The organism is Bifidobacterium apri (assembly GCF_009299485.1).
Lineage (GTDB): Bacteria > Actinomycetota > Actinomycetes > Actinomycetales > Bifidobacteriaceae > Bifidobacterium > Bifidobacterium apri.
This window is the reverse complement of sequence record NZ_WBSO01000020.1, coordinates 1-17,666: the sequence shown is the minus strand read 5'-3', so window position 1 is coordinate 17,666 and position 17,666 is coordinate 1. Positions and strand designations below refer to the sequence as shown.

The following is a 17,666-nucleotide window of genomic DNA, read 5'->3' as shown; positions in this document are numbered from 1 at the left end:
TTACGGTCATCGTCTGGTCCTTCCCGCCATCAATTTCACTTATCCATCAATGGCGATACTAGGCGGTGACCCCTTTCAACACCCCGCAGGGAACAGGGCCTCATACACCAACCTTTGGGACATAACCGAGAAATAGTGGATTGTTGTGATTCGTGTCTGTTCTCCCGTGCGTGGTGCGGGAGTTTACCGGATTTCGGTGGCCTCGCAACAGAGCTCCCAACGGGAACGTTGGAAATCCGCGATTCTTGAACATCGCCCTGGGAAGCAGTACTGGGAGAACGGTGCCGAATCTGCGTATCGGCGATAAACTCCCGCGAAAACACGGGACTTTGGTTCCTATATGCCATTTTGTCCGTGAACAGCCGATGTGCGCGTAATCTCCCACATCGGCAGTGGGGGATTGTGCGGATACGGTCTATTGCGTCGTAATCTCCCGTACTGCCGGTGCCGGTGCTGGTATCTTGCGGGTTCGTACAGCCTGCACAAGACAGGTTAGTCGTGCCGCGTACGCGGATGCGCCGCCACGGACAGGGCCCCCAATGATACGATGGCACTGGTACTCAGCCGTTGTCCTACCTACGATTCGAGGCGTATCCATGCTTGTGTTCCAGAACGATTACAGTGAAGGCGCTCACCCCGCGATTCTCAAGCGACTCGCCGAAACGAATATGGAACAGCTGCCCGGCTATGGAACCGACCATTATTGCGAGTCCGCGCAGGAGAAAATCCGTCAGGCGTGCGCATGCCCGCAAGCGCAAGTTCGCTTCATTTCCGGCGGAACGCAGACCAATCAGCTGGTCATCGACATGATGCTCCAGCCGTATGAGGGCGTGATCGCAGCGGCATCCGGCCATGTGAACGTGCATGAGGCGGGCGCGATTGAAGCAAGCGGCCACAAGGTGCTCACCATCGCGCAGCATAACGGTCTGATCGATGCCGGCGAGCTGCGCGACTTTTGCGCCGCATTCTACGCCGACGGCAACCATGAGCACATGGTTTTCCCGGGCATGGTGTACATCTCGCACCCCACGGAATACGGCACGCTGTATACGAAGGCGCAGCTCGAGGCCATCGCGGACATCTGCCACGAGTACCACATGCCGCTGTTCATTGACGGCGCCCGCCTCGGCTACGGGCTGGTAGCGTCCGGCACCGATGTGACGTTGCCTGATATCGCCCGGATCGCCGATGTGTTCTATATCGGCGGCACGAAAGTGGGCGCGCTGTTCGGCGAAGCCGTCGTATTCACGAAAGACAACATGCCCAAGCATGCCACTACGCAGATCAAACAGCATGGCGCGCTGATGGCGAAAGGCTGGCTTATAGGCCTGCAGTTCGACACGTTGTTCACCGACGGGCTGTACACGCGAATCGCCCGGAATGCGGACGAGATGGCCGATCGCATTCGTGAGGCCCTGCGTGCCAAAGGCTACCGGATGGTGTATGAGAACACGACCAACCAGATTTTCGTGGTGTTGGACCATGCGACCATCGAGCGGCTGGAACGTGAGGTTCGGCTCGGTTTCATGGAGCGGTACGATGACGATCACACGGTGATGCGGATCTGCACCAGCTGGGCGACGACCGCCGAATCGGTGGACCGGCTGATTGCCCTGCTGTGACATACGGCGGGCGGGGTGGCTGCCGTAAGGCCGTCATGTCGGTATGTTGTGCGATTGGCTGGCTGCGCGTGCCGCAGGCTGCGGGCGCATTGAGCGTGCGCTGCGGACCGTCGGCGGCGGGCATGCGATTTCCCCATGTGGATGCGCGGTGTTTCATCGCTCTCAGCTGATTTGAATGCCGGATACAGTCACAATGAATCGGCCGATATCCTTGATTTTCGGCGTTTTTGGAATATCCGGCGGCGTTTTTGAATCCATTTCCAAACAACATTCAGGAAACATGGAGAAGCGGCGGCTTTACTCATAACTAGTGAAAAAGGCCGGACATAACATCAGATACACCGGCCGTGAGTCAGGCAAGGAGTAATCATGGCTGATACCAATAACGGTTGGGAGCACCAGGCCGGCCAGCTGCAGGACGATGTCCAGCACACCACGCCGCTGCCCCCGACCGGACAAGTCGCAGACGAATCAAACCAGAACGCAGGGGAGAACGTGTCGGATACCACGTCTCAGCACGCCGACGAGCAGCCGACGGCATACACCCCGGCACCAGAATACGGCGCATACGGCCCGGTTCCCACGCAGCCCGCTCAACAGGCACCGGCGACCCAGCAGATGCCGCCGCAGCATCAGCAGAATCCTTATGGCGCCTATTACATGAACGGTGAAGCGCAGAACGCGCAGCAAGCGAACAATCCGCAGGCTCCCGCATTCCCGCCGCAAGGCCCCAACGGTCCCAATGGCCCGCAGGGTCCGCAAGGCCCGATTCCTCCAGCCGGTCCAAACGGACGCCCTGCAGCGCATAAAACCGCGAGTAATGTGGTCGTCGCCGTCGTCGCGGCATTGGTCGCTGCGGTGCTGTGCCTCGGCTTCGGATATGCGGCCATCACCAACGGCTGGGTGAAGGTGCCGACCACCAGTTCGCTCACCGGTGTGTCCTCGAACACGTCCGGATCCGGCAGCACCAACAGCAAGACCACGAGCACCGACTGGACCACCGTCGAGAAGAAAGTCTCGGCATCCGTGGTGTCCATCCAGGCGACCATCAGTGGTGGAGTAGCCAAAGGCTCTGGCGCAATCGTGGATACCAAGGGGTACATCGTCACCAATAACCACGTGATTTCCGGCGCATCCGATATTCAGGTGACTCTCGCCAACGGCGATATCTACTCCGCGACGGTTGTCGGAACCGACAGCACCACAGATCTGGCGGTTATCAAGCTTGACAACCCGCCGAGCGACCTGACCGCAGTGACTTTCGCCGATTCCGACAATCTGGCGGTCGGCGAAAGCATCATGGCAATCGGCAATCCTCTCGGCTACGAGAACACTGCCACCACAGGTATTGTCTCCGCCGTGAACCGTCCGGTTTCCGTGACTGATGACAATAACAACGAGGTCGTCACGAACGCCGTCCAGATCGACGCGGCCATCAACCCCGGCAACTCCGGCGGCCCGACCTTCAACGCGGCCGGTGAAGTCATCGGCATCAACTCCTCAATCGCGACAGCATCTTCCAGCTCTTCGAGCTCTGATTCCAGCGGCTCGATCGGTATCGGCTTCGCCATCCCGTCGAACGTGGTCAAGACCATCTCCGAAGAAATCATCAAAGATGGCAAGGCGACGCACGTCGTACTTGGCGTGACCGTCAAGAGCGCGACTGTGGAAGCCGACGGTGTAACCCGCGGCGGTGCCGAAATCACCTCCTCCGGAACCAGCTCCGCAGTCACTTCCGGCAGCGCGGCAGACAAGGCAGGTCTCAAGTCCGGCGATACCATCGTCGCCTTCAACGGCAATGCCGTGACCAACAGCTACTCGCTGCTCGGCTACGTCCGCGCTGCAACGCTGAATGAGAAAGTGACGCTCACCATCGTCCGCGACGGCAGCACGATGGATGTGGATGTCACCCTCGATCAGGCTGAAACCGCTACGAGCTCCAACAATTCCGGCAACAGCGGCAACAGCGGCAACAGCGGTAACAGCAATGGCAACGGTAATGGCAGCGATGGAAGCGGCAACGGCAGCGGTAACGGTTCCAACGATGATGGCGGCGGCGTGTTCGACCCGTTCGGCCTGTGGTAAATCCCGCTCCCGTGCGGCTGTAACGGCGACTGGCTGACGGCATAACCGTGGCCGGTCGATCCGCACAGCCGCAAACGGACCGAATACGGAAGGCCCAGAAAGACCCGGTATGGACTTGCGAGTCCTGCCGGGCCTTTCGTTTGCGCGTGTGCTTGCGGGTTGTGCCGGTGCGTTTGCGGGTTGTGCCGGTGCGTGTTTGTGTTCGCCATACCTGGTTCGTAGTTACCCGAACTGGTTGCGCTGGGAGGTGTGTTAGCGTAGTTGGTTTGTGTGGGTGTCCGAACTGGTTACGCTGGGAGGCGTGTTAGCGTAGTTGGTTTGTGCGGGTGTCCAAACTGGTTACGTTGAGGGGTGTGTTGGCGTAGCTGGTTTGTGTGGGTATCCGAACTGGTTACGTTGAGGGGCGTGTTGGCGTGGCTGGTTTGTGGGGGTGTCCAAACTGGTTGCGCTGGGAGGTGTGTTGGCGTAGCTGGTTTGTGAGGGGACTGGGCGGGGGACTACAGAATGATCATCGCTTGGGCGCTCGCCGGCTCGTCGTAGTGAATCATCAGGTCAAAATCGGCTTGCCGTATCGGCAGTTGATACGCATCAACCAGTGTTTCGCCATACGGTTCATCAATCCACGGGTCATCAACCAGCAGCGTGCCATCGGCGAGGCTGCCGGTCACGGTCACCCAGTGCGGGCACGTCACACCGTGCATGACATGCTCGTCAATGAGCACCAGCGCGGCATGCCCGTGGCCCGCCTGCCGTGCGACATCCGCTGCGGTGAACGGCGTGACGTCAACGGGAATGCCGATCTCATGGGCTTCGGCTGCGAAATGGTGCTGGACATCGCGGGACATCCTGGCGTCAATCATGCCCATCGCGCCATCTGCAGGATTGAGCACCGGCCCGGTTTTCGAGACGACGATATGCGGCGACTCGCCACGTTTTGCCGCACTCAACGCCAAACCGTATGGTTCACACGCCACGGCGATGGTCGCCTCGCGCCAGATATGCAGCTCGTCAACGCGGTTCGCCGTTATCTGCGGATGGAGCCGATGCATCGCGTTGAGCAACGAGACCGGGCCGCACGTGAACTCAGTGGTTTGGCGGTAATGCTCATGCTCGCCCAGCGGATGCCAAGACTGCCCGTCAATCGTCGTCATCGCCTGGTCGGCCCAGACCCCCGGTTCCGTCTTGACCGTAAGCGCGTTCACATCGCGAATCGCATGTGATGCCGCATACGTGACAAGCCCATTGCGCAGGCGTTCGGAACCGCTGAACGCGCACAGCTTCTCCTGCGCGGTGTGCGGGCGGTGATACCCCAGCAGGAACGCGGTATCGTGCCCATCGCTGGCGGTATATAGCGTGCGTTCCAGCGCACCCTGCGCCATGACCAGCGCGGCACGCGTGATTTCCGGCAGTTTGAGATATATCGAGCGGATATCGTCGCGCGGCTGGGCGCGGCCATTACGGGCGGTATGTTCGGCAGCATATGAAACGTCTCGTGTCCGGCCGCTGACGGATTGTGGGACGGCCACCGCACGGTAACGTACGGTGGCGGGGTCGTACGCGGCCTGGTGGTGCGGGACTGGTCCGCTGGTCATCGGGGTTCCTCCATGTTTGTGGGGTCGGTGGCAGGGGTATGGCGTGCGCGGTTGACGCTGGTGTCGATGGCGGCATCGTCGGTGTCGTTGGCGGTGTCGTTGGCGGCATCGGCATCAGCTGTTCCGCTTGTCTCGGCTGCGTTTGCCACATCAAGGGGCGGCAATGCAATGAAAGACAGCTCTTGCGGCACCGACGCGATGAGCTTGCGCGTGTACTCGTGCTTCGGATGATCCATAACCTCGGCGGTGACACCCTCTTCGATGATCCGGCCGTCAACCATGACCGCAATGCGATCAGCGATTCTTCGAACCGTATCAAGATCATGCGAAATGAACAGAATCGCCAAATCCGTATGCTCCCGCAGCGAAAGCAGGGTTTCCAGCACAAGCCGTTGCACATTCGCATCCAGCGCGGTCACCGCCTCGTCGGCAACCAGCAGTTTCGGCTTCGGAGCAAGGGCGCGGGCGATGGCGACGCGTTGGCATTGCCCGCCAGACAAGGTGCCCGGTTTACGGTTCAGATACTCGGCTTCCAGCCCGACGACATCCAACAGACGGCGGATATGCGCGTCATCGGCCTGCTCGCCGGCTGCACGCAAAGCCTCCGCAAGCGTCTGCCGTACCGTCATCGTCGGATTCAACGACTGGTACGGGTTCTGGAACACCAGCTGCGCCACATGCATCGACCAGCCGGTCGTGCCGCCCTTCCCATCCGCATACCGCACATCGCCGGAATCAGGGCGTTCCAAATCGACCAGGCAACGCGCGACCGTTGACTTGCCTGAGCCGGAAGCGCCTACCAGACCCAGGATTTCGCCTGCATGCACGTCGAGCGACACGTCGTCAACCGCCGGCCGCGCAGCGCCTGCGAAGCGTTTCACCAGATGCTCCGCCCGCACGACGACGCCACCGCGTTCCGCCTGCCCCGTTTCACCGATACCGGCATGGGCTGCGAGCAGTTCGCGCGTGTACGCGGTCCGGGGATGCTCGATGATATCGTCGTGGCTTCCCGCTTCGACCACCCTGCCGTCGCGGAACACCGCCAAATGGTCGGCACGTTCCGCGGCAAGCGCCAAATCATGCGTGATCAGCACAAGCGTCAATCGACGCTCATCACGCAAACGCCCAAGCAAATCCAAAACACCGCTTTGCATCTGCGCATCCAACGCGGTGGTCGGCTCGTCGGCGATCAGAACCTGCGGCTTCGGCGCGAGCGCGGCGGCAATCGCCACACGCTGACGCATACCGCCCGACAGTTCATGCGGATACCGGTCGGCGACACTCGCGTCAAGCCTGACATCCGTCAACAGGGCCGCGACACGTTCGCGACGTTGAGCGTGGGGGATATGCCTCATACCGGCGGCAATCTGCACACCGCACGTATGCAGCGGATCCAGCGAAGAGAACGGATCCTGCGGCAACCACACAATCGAACCGCCGCGCAGCGCTCGCCACGCCCGCTCGCCGCCGGCCAAATCCACGGTCTCACCCAGCAGGCTGTACGACCCCTGCACATGGGCATACCGCGGCAACAGGCCTGCGAGAGCCTTCGCGGTCAGCGATTTGCCGGAACCGGATTCACCGACGATGGCTGTGGTTTCGCCGCGCACGATATCAAGATCGACACCGTGCAGCAGTTCGGCGTCACCGATGCGAACCTTGAGCCCGCGAAGCGTAATAGCCGTGGTCTGCAGGCTTTCAGACCCCTGCCCCGATGTGGTGACGGTATTGGAATACTGCGGGATTTCCCCTTGCTGCGCAACCGATTGCCGGTTGTCCTTCATGATGCTCATCGCTCACCCCTGTCCGCGCGGGCGGTGATCCAATCGCCCACGATATTCATGGCGACCGAAACCACAATAATCGCAATACCTGGGGCAATTGCGGTCATCGGGTTGTTGAACAGCTGATCGCGCGCATCCGAAAGCTGCCGGCCCCAATCAGCCGCCTGCGGTGAAATGCCAAGACCAAGGAAAGACAGCGAAGACAGCGAAACCAGTGCGTTGCTCATGTCAAGGAACATAGCTGCCCCGACCACCGGTCGAATGACCGGGAACACGTGACGGGCAAGAATACGCGCCGGATTGAGCTCCAGCAGCCGCGCGGCGTCAAGGAACGGGTCATGCAGATGCGATAGCGCGGCGGAACGTACCAGACGGATCTCGTAAGGCGCGTACAGCAGCATGAACACGAGTACGTTCACCCAATAGCCGCCGCCAATCAAGCCGGCGAGCACGATGGCGAGCAGCAGCGTCGGTAGGGATAGCATCAGCTCCACCACACGGGAAATCAGCCAATCCACCCAGCCGCCGGTATACGCGGCAAGCAGGCCGAATACCAAGCCAATCGCCATCGCGCCGACAGCGATTACCACCGGACCGGCGATTGCGGTCCGGGCGCCGGCGACAGTCAGCATGAACACGTCACGACCGAGCGCATCTGTCCCCCACATATGGCCGTCCGTGCCTGCGGGAACCGCTCCGAGCACGATATTCTGCTTCAACGCCCCGGAATTGAACGATGGAATCAGACCGATAACAGCGGTTGCGAGAAGAATCAGCGTGGAAACCAGCATTGCCCACGACCCGCTCATGGCGCGGCGGATGCGAGTAGGCAACGGCAACAGGCGCGGATGCTGGCGTACGGTGGATTGGGACGCCGGTGTCTGGATCGGCTTCTGCGCAGGCTTTTCCGACAGAGCAGCAGCCTGCGCCGGCTTCTGATCCGGTGTCTCCGGGCGGGCATGGGCTTGTGTCGGATTTTGCGCTGACGTTTGTCTTGCTTCGGACATCACGCCTCACCTTCTTTGCTCGGCAGCGCTTCGGCGGAAGCACGGTGTCCGCCATTCGGACGCAACCGTGGATCAGCCAGCGCGCACAGCGCATCAATAATCGCCGTCGTCACACAGATAATCGTCGCCAGCAGCAACGTCACCGCCTGTACAACCGGAATATCCTTGAACGTCACCGACTCCTGCAGCAACGTACCCAGCCCGCCAATCGAAAATGTCGTCTCCACAATCACCGTACCGGAAATCAACGAAGCAATCAGCAAACCCGACGACGTCATAATCGGCAGCGAAGCATTACGCAACTGCCAGCGGGTAATCGTCCCGCGAGGAACGCCACGCGACTGCGCGAACAGCGTATAATCCGACTCGACCTGCTCCAACAGCGAGGCGCGCGACACTTTGATCACCGCAGCGAACAAGCCGACCGCAAGCGTGATCGCCGGCAACAACAAATGCGGCAGCGCGTCAGCGAAACTCCCGTCGCCAAGCCCATACACAGGGAACCACCCCAGTTTCACGGCGAACACGTACAGCAACAGCAAACCCACCGCGAAACTCGGCGCGCTCAGCCCAACGACAGCCAGCGCGGTAATCAGCCCGTCACGCCACGTACCATGCCGTTTCGCGGCGACCACACCCAGCGGCAAGCCGACAACCAACGCAATCGCGAGAGCCAGCAATGCCAAAGTCAACGTGACCCACGCTCGCTGCCCAATCATCTGCGATACCGGCAGCTGCGTGCGAATCGACGTGCCAAAATCCCCATGAACCGCGTTACCAAGCCAAATCGCATACTGCTTCCACAAGGGTTCATCGAGATGATACTGATGGCGGATCGCAGCAAGCTGCGCCGCACTGACTTTCTTGGCACCGGCCAAGGTACGAGCCGGATCGCTGTTGGTCAGGTACAGCAGGCCGAACGTGACCAGCGACAGCACGAATAGCAGAATCACCAGATTGAGCAGGCGTCTGCCAATGAACTTCGCGACTTTCACAAATCCGCCTTTCGTTACAATGCGCATCCGGAGTGAACCGGGCCGGAACAGGTGCAGTGTGAGCAGTGTGAACGGCTTGTCGCCCGCGACGGAACCCGCCACGGGCGACAAGCCTCAATCACCGGACTGCAAAACCGCAGGCGCCTCCGGCCTCATGCCACATATCGCATACCTCAATCGCATACCACATATTAGGTTACGCGAATTAGGCTACGCGTTCTTGCTGAAATCCGCCGCCCAATTCGTGCCAAGCCAGTATGTGCCGATTTTCGCGAGCTTCACGCCCTTCGCCGTGGCGACCACCGACTTGCCCCAGTAAATCGGAGAATAGATATCCTCATTCAGCGCGGTCGTAGTGCTCTTGAGCACGAGCGCCAGCTTGTCGGACTCTTCCTCCAGCGTGCCGACTTTCTCGGTTTCCGCAGCCACTTCAGCGTTATTCCAGTTTGCCGGGTTCGTGCCGGAACCGCCTGCCGCAAGCAGCCAGGATGTGATCTCGTTCGGCTGCGGGGTGGTCGGATTGTAAATCATCCAGCCGACGCCCTGCTTGCCGTTGCCGATCTCACTCAGCCACTGCTCCAACGGGATCTCCTTGACGTTAAGCGTGATGCCAAGCTCTTTGAGCGTCTGGGCGATAGCGAGTGAAGCCTTGCCGACCTGCGCGTAGCCAGTCGGGTAGGTGAGTGTCGCAGTGAAGCCGTTCGGCTGGGACGATTGCTTGAGTTCAGCCTTCGCCTTCTTCAGGTTGTAGCTGATGGCGGGGAGCTTTGCCGTCTGCTTGGAAGCTTCGCTCGCATCATTACCGGTCCAGCCGGCGAGCTGCTCCGGGGAGTCGATGCCCGTGGCGACCTCGCTGTAGCCTTTGAGAATGCCGGAAACGATAGCCTTCTTATCCACCGCGTACGAGACCGCCTTGCGCACGTGAATATCGTTGAACGGAGCGACGTTCGGATCGAAGGTCAGCCCATAATACGAGCGGTCGGAATACGCGGTGGTCGAGCCGCCATCCGTCTTCCACTGGGCGACGCTCGTCACCGGCACGTTGAACGACACGTCAACCTTGCCGCTGGTGAACGCCAGCTGACGGGTCGAATCCTCAGTCACAAAGTCAACGCGAACCGTCTGCGGGCCGTTGTTCTTACCCCAATAATCTTTGAACTTCGTGAGCGTCACATGGCTGGACGGGTCGAATTCAGTGACCTTGTACGGGCCCGTGCCGACGATGAGCTTCTTGGACGAGCCGTAATTCGAGCCCGCCTCATCAAAGAACTTCTTCGACGTGACGAACAGACCAGCCACATTGGACACCTGAATCGGAAAATCGCTGTGCGGGCTGGACAAGGTGATGGTGATCTGGTCGTCACCGGTCTTCTCGGCCGACTGCACATAATTTGGCCAGTACACCGACAGGCCGGGGGACTTCTTCGAATCGCGGGCCACGTTGATCGCGTACACGATGTCGTCGGCGGTCAGCGTGCTGCCGTCATGCAGCTTCACATTCTTGCGCAGGGTGAACACCCACGACTTGTTGTCGCTGGACTTCCAAGATGTAGCGAGCGCCGGGATGACCTTGCCAGTGCCGTCGACGCCGGTGAGACCCTCCTGGTAGAGGGCCGCCAGCTGGTAGTTCGCGCTGCCGGCCTCCTGATTGACACTCAAGGTGCTGACCGCCGACGAGATGGCGACCGTCAGCTTGTTGGCGTCGCCAGACGATTTGGCGGTGCTGGAACCGCAGCCGGCGAGCGTGAGAGTGAGCGCGGCCAGGGCTGCGATGAATGCTATGAAAGTTGGCCGGTTGGTGCGGTTGGTGCTGGTGGTGCCGGTTGCGCCGGTTGCACTGGTGGTGCCGCGGGTTGTGTCGTGTAGCGCGGAGCGGAGCGTATTGCCCATATCGGATTTCCTCTCCTGATTCCTCTGATTGTTGGACGGTTGTTGGACGGTTGCCTTTCCCCACAGTATTCCCGTTCCGCGTCACCGGGAAATTACTGACGAGCGCGGAACGCGGCGGAATGATGCCGGTGTGGTGCCCGTTATAAATGATTGGTATTGGCAGTGAGGCTGCCTGCCGGGATTATGTGGGTTGGCGTTGGGGTTGCTGTTGGGTTTGCTGTCGGGTTTGCCATGTGTAGCCGGTTCAGCATATCAGATGGGAAAGCTGGGGGCGAAGGCGGTTCCGTCGATGGCGGAAGGCGGGATGTGCGCCGTGCCCTGCGCAAGCGGACCGATGCCGGACGGGGCAGTCAGGTTGGTACGGGGGTCAAGGGTTGGTGGGGCTGCCAGGCGGGGCTGCCGTCGGAGTGACGCCCGCGTGTATGTCGTGGCATACGTAAGTCGTCGAATGCCAGCAAGTCTCCTGATTTCGCGTCACCATACCGCGGATTGTGTATGTCTGAGCATGCGTAATCCGGCAAATGCCAAGCGATATGCAGCTTCTGGGGCGTGACATGTCGGCTTGCGTATGTGGTGGCATGCGCGGTCCGACGCATATCCGATGGTGTGGCGGGTTTGTCGGACGAAATCGTGGTTTGTGTATGTGGTGGCATGCGCGACTGGCGGTCGTCGGCCGCCGATAATCGTCGTCGTAGTGCCGCAGACCGGTTGTGTGAGGATTCGCTCACAATGTGGGTGGCGCGAGGGTTGGATTTCCGTCGTTTGGTGTGGTCTGGTGCCGGCTTTGTGAGGATTGGCTCACACAGTGGGTGTCGGGCGTGCTGAGTTCGACCGGTTTGGCGGTTTCGGGGGCGGTTGTGTGAGGATTTGCTCACAAAGTGGGTGGTAGGGGCGGTTGGATTCTGCTGTTTGAGGTGGTCAGGTACCGGTTTTGTGAGGATTGGCTCACACGGTGGGTGTCGGGCGTGGCTGGATTCGACCGGTTTGGCGGTTTCAGGTGTGGTTGTGTGAGGATTTGCTCACAAAGTGGGTGGTAGGGGCGGTTGGATTCCGCCGTTTGGGGCGGTCTGGTGCTGGTTTTGTGAGGATTGGCTCACACGGTGGGTGTCGGGCGTGGCTGGATTCGACCGGTTTGGCGGTTTCAGGTGTGGTTGTGTGAGGATTTGCTCACAAAATGGGTGGTAGGGGCGGTTGGATTCCGCCGTTTGGGGCGGTCTGGTACCGGTTTTGTGAGGATTGGCTCACAATGTGGGTGGTGCGTGGGTTGGATTCCGCCGTCCATCTTCGGTCTCTTCCGCCTCCCGCCGCCCGGCATGGCTCATCAGCGCTCGCTGCTATGCCCGCTGGCACCTTGAACCGCTTCGGCGATCGTGCCGCACAGCAACTTGACTCCCGGCTCGATCAGCTGCGAATCGGGTCGAACGAAATTCAGCCGGATATGACTGCTGTCATCCTCATCAACCGCGAACATATCGCCGGGCATGAAGGTCACGCCCGCGTGCCGGGCATCGTCCAGCAGCCGCGCGGCACGCAAACCGTCCGGCAGCCGCGCCCACAGGTAGTAGCCGCCCATCGGCGTGCTCCAATGCATCCCGTCCGGCGCATACCGGCGCATAGCGTCGAGCATCAAGTCGCGGCGATGCCCGTAGATTTCGCATAGCCGCTCGATGTGTCGGCCGATCCGGCCGTTGCTGAGCAGTTCCATGCAGATCAGTTGTGATGACGAGCTTGTATGCTGGTCGATCATCCGCCGCAATGCCGCGATTCGTGCGATGACATGGCTGTCAGCCACCAGCCAGCCGGTTCTCAGTCCTGGTGTCACCGTCTTCGAGAACGTCGAAAGGTAGATTACGTAACCCGCGTTTTCCATGCCTTTGAGCGGGGTCAGTTCTCTGGGGCGACGGGGGCTGCTGCTCGCGCCGGCGATGCCGCCAGTGACGCCGCCACCGCCCACGTCCATGAATCCGCCCGCGCCTATCGTTCCGGCGGAGCGCTTGCTGTAGCACAGTTCGCCGTACGGGTCATCCTCGATGACCAGACACTGGTATCGCATCGCGGTTTCGACGAGTTCGCGCCGGCGTCGCAACGGCATGGTCGCGCCGCTCGGGTTCTGGAAGGTGGGGATGGTGAAAATCAGTTTCGGATGGAAGCGCTTGCAATACCCGTCAAGCAGGTCGGTGCGCATGCCTTGTTCGTCGATCGGCACGCCGATGACGCGTGCGTCCGCGGATCGGAACGCCTGCAATGCGGGGAAAAACGTGGATTGCTCGACCAGTACGCAGTCGCCGGGGTTCACGAACGCGCGCACGCACAAGTCCAGTCCCTGCTCAGCGCCGGACAGCACCATCACGTTGTCGGCGTCGCAGCGCACCCCGCGTTGTGTCATGTGATCGGCGAGCAGTTCGCGCAATTGCGGGAATCCTTCGATCGGAGACTCTTGCGTGCTTTGGAAATCCGCTGATTCGAACGCGCGGATGCTGACGTTGCGCAGCAAATCATCGGGGATGTCCGCAGGATTTTGCGAGCCGGTTGCAAAATCTATGGCGTCGGGCGCTTGTTGCGCCTGGTCTGCGGCGGCGATGTCATGATAGGTGAACCGGTTCGAGTAATCGCTGAACAGAATCTGCCAAGGCGGTGCGGTGCCTTGCCGTTCATCACTCGCGCAGACGAATGTGCCGCGTCCTACGTGTGAGGCGATCAGGCCTTCGGATTTCAGCTGTTGGTAGGCTTGCAAGACGGTCGCGCGATTGACGCCGAGCCGTTCTGCGAGTTCGCGCTCGGGCGGGAGTTTGTAGTTCGCGGCAAGCGCGCCGGAGACGATGTCTTCGCGCAGGGCGTTGACCAGTTGCCGGTACAGGGGGATGCTGCTGTGGCGATTCAGCGTGATTGGCATGCGGCGGCGGCCCTCCTTCCGGCTGCTGGCTTTCGGCTGTTGATTTGGTTCTTGACTTTCAGTTTCCAGCGTGATGTCTTGCGCGACATTCTAGCTGGGACTGGCTGTGCGCGGTGTCGTGTGAACGGCAGATGGACGGCGGGACGATGGGGGATGGCGGGACGATGGGGACGATGGCGGGATGGCGGGACGATAATGGCGGGAGTGACGGCGGTGATGCGGTGGCTGGGCTGGGAATGGCGGCGATCAGCGGCGATGGGGTGGCTGGGCTGGCAATGACGGTGGCGATGCGGCGATTGGCGACGGGGTTGGGATGGTGCCGTTCCCCTCTATCATCCGCTCGCGATGCAACTGTCGGGTCTCGCGGCGCGCGGATACTCCCTGTTTGTCTGGCTTGCTGTCGGGGAACTGTCTGTGGTGCTACTGTCTCGTTGCATGGCGGGCAGATACCGGCGTCCGGAAGCCGGCAGGCATGTGCATCAGCCTGCGATGCAATAGTTCCGTCGCACGGCGGCGGGGTTGGGACAGTGCCGTTCCCCTATCAGCCTGCGGTGCGACTGTTCCGTCACACGGCAGGCGGATACCTTCCGGCCCTGGCCTCCCGCCCCCGGTCTCCCGTCCCGGTCTTCCGACTTCGGTCTCCCGGCCTCACCGTAGTGCGCTCGCCGTCGTCTCCGACACGCTCCGTCTCGTCGTCCGCGACACCCACTCACCGCTCATCGTCCCGCGGAAGCCTTCGGCCGCCGCCATCCTGCTCTACTCCGCCATATCCGGCAGCCACCCGTGCATCAGGCACCGCCGGAAATCCCAGCATTCCTTCCACAACGCGTCGGGCGCGGTGTGCGGCGACGGCTCCAGCTTCCACGACCAATACATCCACCCTGCGGCCTGCTCGAAACAGTTGAGCTGCATGCGCGTGACATGCGCGAAGCGTCGGCGTTGCGCGTCATCGAACTGGTCGAGATTCATCTCTTCGGGGTCGAGATTCTTCGCCCACTCGTTCTCCACGCACCATTCGCCGACCAGCACCGGCACCACGCGTTGCATACTGCGGATTCGCCGCCGTTGCCAACGCAGAAACAGCCGGTACGCCCATGGGCTGTGCACGCGAGCGATCCGCTCGGCGGCCGACAAATACACATGCGCGTCCACGTACACGTTCGTCATCTGGTTGCGTTTGAAGAAATCCCGCCACAAGCCGAAACGGAACCCGTCGTGGAACACAATCGCCTTGTCGTCCGGCAGGTAGCGCCGCAATCGCTTGTAGGTCGCGCGGTAATACTGCCGGAGGAAACTCATCGGCACGTAGCTGGAGTAGCGTTTGTCTTTCGGATTGCGTGCCACCAGTTTCTTGCGGTTGGAGAAGAACACCGGCCAACTGACCGGTTCGTTGATGACTTCGATGCCGAACAGCGCGGGATCATGCCCGTAGCGGTGGGCGAGCCCTTCAAGCACGGTGATGGCTTTCTCCACGTTCTGCGGCTTCTTATGCCACGTGACCGCCCCGATCAGCCCGGAACTGTCGAAACCGTTCTGCCCGCCCGGCGCGGTATGCAAGTCGAGCAACACACGCAAATGGTATGCGCGCGCCCATCTCATCGCTTTGTCCACATAGCGCCATGCGCCACCCAGCGGGGGCTCGGATTCGAACACGGTGTACGGAACCGGCAGGCGCACCAGGTTCATGCCGCAGGCGGCGATTTCGCGGAAATCCTGTTCGGTGATGTATGTGTCGCGATGATGCCGGATGCGTTGCGCGAGCTGGTCTTTCGGGGCGACCGTCGCGAGCGTGTCTTCGTCTTCGGCCGGATAGCCTTCGAACAGCGCCGGTTCCATCCACTTCTCCAGAACCAGCCAGTTGCCGAGATTCACGCCGCGAATCGGCGTGGGCGAGGGGTGTGTGGAAGCGCTGCCCGATGTGGCCGATGTGGTGCCGGCGGTTTTGTCTGAGCGGAATCCGCCTGCTGTCCTGACCGTATCGGCTGTTCCTTGGGTGGAAGAACCGTCAGCTTGGGGTAATTGCTTCATCGCAGGCTCCTGTCTTTCCCCTCACTGTAGTACACAAGCCGTCGCGAAAACGCGCGATAATAGTCGATATCAGCGATTGACGAAACTCATGACCGACGAGATCGATTGAGGATGGGACCGGAGCATGGAGCATAAGACGCAGAAGATGCAGAACGCGCACAAGACGCAGGCCGCGCAGAAGACAGGGCAGACGCCTGAAACGCACAACGATGACGCGCTGACAACCGTGAATGCCGGCGGAACTGCGGCGTTTGACGGCTTGCCGACTGTTGATGCGGACGCCGAGATTCCGACTGCTGACAGTACAGCCGTCCCAGCTCCCACGGTCAGCATCATCGTGCCGGTTTACAACGCCGCCACCGCGTTGCGCCGCTGCATCGACAGCATCCTCGGGCAGGAATACCGCGATTTCGAGCTCATCGCGCTTGATGACGGCAGCAAAGACGCATCCCCTGCGATCCTCGACGAATACGCCGCCCGTGACCCGCGCGTCCGCGTCATCCACAAGCCCAACAGTGGTGTGTCCAACACGCGTAATCAAGGCATGGCGCTCGCCCGCGGCACGTACATCCAGTTCCTCGACGCCGACGACTGGATCACCGAAGACGCCACCAAGCTGCTGGTGCGCGCCGCGGAACACAGCGGGGCCGATATGGTGATTGCCGATTTCTACCGGGTGGTCGGCGAGGGCACGTCCCGCAAGGGAGGGCTGTCGGGCATCGACCGTGTGATTTCGCGCGAGGAGTATGCGGACGAGCTGCTCAAGGATCCCGCGGACTTCTACTTCGGGGTGTTGTGGAATAAGCTGTACCGGCGCGACATCATCCGCGACCATCAGGTGAGTATGGATACGAGCGTCAGCTGGTGTGAGGACTTCATTTTCAATCTCGACTATATGGTGCATGCGGCGAGTGTGTACCCGATTCACGTGCCGATGTACTACTACGTGAAAACCGAGGGGTCGCTGGCGAATCATGCGATGAAACTGTCGGAAACCGTGCGAATCAAACGCTACGTGTTCGACTATTACACTGAGTTCTTCCGCCAGGTGTATGACGAGGACACGTTCGCGCGCAAGCGGGCCAGCATCTACCGGTACCTGATTGCGTGGGCGTCGGATGGTTCGGCGAATCCCGCGCTGCCCAGCACCAAGCGGCTTGGCGAGGAGCGGCTTCCGTTGATTGTACCGGACGGGATGCGCGACAACCCGTTTATCGCGGCACATCAGGCGTCTCGGATATTGGACCGATATTTGGAACGCATTGCCACGCAGTTCGGCCTTGAACTTGGAGAAGTGCGGGTTATCGTGTTCCTGCACTACGGCGGTGATACCGCTGATTTCAAGGCGTTGCAAGATTATCTCGACGCCGGGCGCGTGTCGGCGACCCGGTTGGCTGAAAGCTTGGCGCTCAAAGGGTACGTGGATTCCAGTCTCACGCGCAAAGGCGCGAATCTCGAACTGACTGACAAGGCTGCGCCCGTGGAGCATATGATCGATCAGGCGGCCGCGGACTTCGAGCGGCTCGCGATGGGCGGATCGCAAGCCGGTGCTGCGTTGATCGCGGAAATCCGGGACGCCGCAGCGCGTGCCGAGGCCGAGACCCGGGAGGCCGTGAATACCGCCGAACAATCGAAAAAATAGGGGGGAGTGTCCCTATGTAATTTGTCAAGTGCGTCTGATGCGGGGGTGTGTCGTGTCTTGTCGTGGTCTGGGGGCGTGTGCGGGGGTTGTTTCGGTTCGTGGTGGTGTCGTTGTGGTGGTGTGGGTTC

At 60.8% G+C, this 17,666-nt stretch carries 10 protein-coding genes; 3 read left to right on the top strand and 7 right to left on the bottom strand.

Annotated features, from left to right (window positions below; genetic code table 11):
* The first annotated feature begins 596 nt into the window (after positions 1 to 596).
* Together DSM100238_RS08705 and DSM100238_RS08700 are read left to right on the top strand one after the other, a co-directional pair.
* Positions 597 to 1,622 (top strand): threonine aldolase family protein, encoded by a 1,026-nt coding sequence (locus DSM100238_RS08705; RefSeq protein WP_152356267.1) that lies wholly within the window; start codon positions 597 to 599, stop codon positions 1,620 to 1,622.
* A 369-nt stretch (positions 1,623 to 1,991) separates the two neighbouring features.
* Positions 1,992 to 3,707: a S1C family serine protease gene (locus tag DSM100238_RS08700; protein ID WP_152356266.1), complete on the top strand. Its 1,716-nt coding sequence runs from the start codon at positions 1,992 to 1,994 to the stop codon at positions 3,705 to 3,707.
* Positions 3,708 to 4,204: 497 nt separating this feature from the next.
* Here the strand turns inward: DSM100238_RS08700 and DSM100238_RS08695 are convergent, their stop codons facing one another.
* The 7 genes from DSM100238_RS08695 to DSM100238_RS08665 all read right to left on the bottom strand — a co-directional run bounded on the left by DSM100238_RS08695 (position 4,205) and on the right by DSM100238_RS08665 (position 15,896).
* Positions 4,205 to 5,299, bottom strand: a complete 1,095-nt coding sequence (locus tag DSM100238_RS08695) for a peptidase C39 family protein (RefSeq protein ID WP_152356265.1) — start codon at positions 5,297 to 5,299, stop codon at positions 4,205 to 4,207.
* The gene (locus DSM100238_RS08690) at positions 5,296 to 7,092 is read right to left on the bottom strand and encodes an ABC transporter ATP-binding protein (RefSeq protein WP_205730716.1); all 1,797 of its coding nucleotides are present in this window, start codon (positions 7,090 to 7,092) and stop codon (positions 5,296 to 5,298) included. The genes DSM100238_RS08695 and DSM100238_RS08690 overlap by 4 nt, the downstream gene beginning before the upstream one ends.
* Entirely contained in the window at positions 7,089 to 8,090 is a 1,002-nt protein-coding gene (locus DSM100238_RS08685; RefSeq protein ID WP_240812428.1) for an ABC transporter permease, read from the bottom strand. Before DSM100238_RS08685 ends, DSM100238_RS08690 begins: the two co-directional genes overlap by 4 nt.
* Positions 8,090 to 9,085, bottom strand: coding sequence for an ABC transporter permease (locus tag DSM100238_RS08680; RefSeq protein WP_240812427.1), 996 nt, complete (start codon positions 9,083 to 9,085; stop codon positions 8,090 to 8,092). Before DSM100238_RS08680 ends, DSM100238_RS08685 begins: the two co-directional genes overlap by 1 nt.
* A gap of 210 nt (positions 9,086 to 9,295) precedes the next feature.
* Complete coding sequence (locus DSM100238_RS08675; RefSeq protein ID WP_152356264.1) at positions 9,296 to 10,975, bottom strand: ABC transporter substrate-binding protein; 1,680 nt, start codon at positions 10,973 to 10,975, stop codon at positions 9,296 to 9,298.
* Between the two features lie 1,321 nt (positions 10,976 to 12,296).
* Positions 12,297 to 13,868 (bottom strand): aminotransferase-like domain-containing protein, encoded by a 1,572-nt coding sequence (locus DSM100238_RS08670; RefSeq protein WP_152356263.1) that lies wholly within the window; start codon positions 13,866 to 13,868, stop codon positions 12,297 to 12,299.
* Positions 13,869 to 14,624: 756 nt separating this feature from the next.
* Positions 14,625 to 15,896 (bottom strand): glycoside hydrolase family 5 protein, encoded by a 1,272-nt coding sequence (locus DSM100238_RS08665; protein WP_152356262.1) that lies wholly within the window; start codon positions 15,894 to 15,896, stop codon positions 14,625 to 14,627.
* 124 nt (positions 15,897 to 16,020) lie between these two features.
* Here DSM100238_RS08665 and DSM100238_RS08660 point away from each other — a divergent pair, with 124 nt between their 5' ends.
* Positions 16,021 to 17,538, top strand: a complete 1,518-nt coding sequence (locus DSM100238_RS08660; protein WP_152356261.1) for a glycosyltransferase family 2 protein — start codon at positions 16,021 to 16,023, stop codon at positions 17,536 to 17,538.
* Positions 17,539 to 17,666: the final 128 nt, after the last annotated feature.

Bases quoted from the DNA above. Each gene is read 5' to 3' on its own strand.
- DSM100238_RS08705 (WP_152356267.1), top strand. From the start codon at position 597: ATGCTTGTGTTCCAGAACGATTACAGTGAAGGCGCTCACCCCGCGATT.
- DSM100238_RS08700 (WP_152356266.1), top strand. From the start codon at position 1,992: ATGGCTGATACCAATAACGGTTGGGAGCACCAGGCCGGCCAGCTGCAG.
- DSM100238_RS08695 (WP_152356265.1), bottom strand. From the start codon at position 5,299: ATGACCAGCGGACCAGTCCCGCACCACCAGGCCGCGTACGACCCCGCC.
- DSM100238_RS08690 (WP_205730716.1), bottom strand. From the start codon at position 7,092: ATGAGCATCATGAAGGACAACCGGCAATCGGTTGCGCAGCAAGGGGAA.
- DSM100238_RS08685 (WP_240812428.1), bottom strand. From the start codon at position 8,090: ATGTCCGAAGCAAGACAAACGTCAGCGCAAAATCCGACACAAGCCCAT.
- DSM100238_RS08675 (WP_152356264.1), bottom strand. From the start codon at position 10,975: ATGGGCAATACGCTCCGCTCCGCGCTACACGACACAACCCGCGGCACC.
- DSM100238_RS08670 (WP_152356263.1), bottom strand. From the start codon at position 13,868: ATGCCAATCACGCTGAATCGCCACAGCAGCATCCCCCTGTACCGGCAA.
- DSM100238_RS08665 (WP_152356262.1), bottom strand. From the start codon at position 15,896: ATGAAGCAATTACCCCAAGCTGACGGTTCTTCCACCCAAGGAACAGCC.
- DSM100238_RS08660 (WP_152356261.1), top strand. From the start codon at position 16,021: ATGGAGCATAAGACGCAGAAGATGCAGAACGCGCACAAGACGCAGGCC.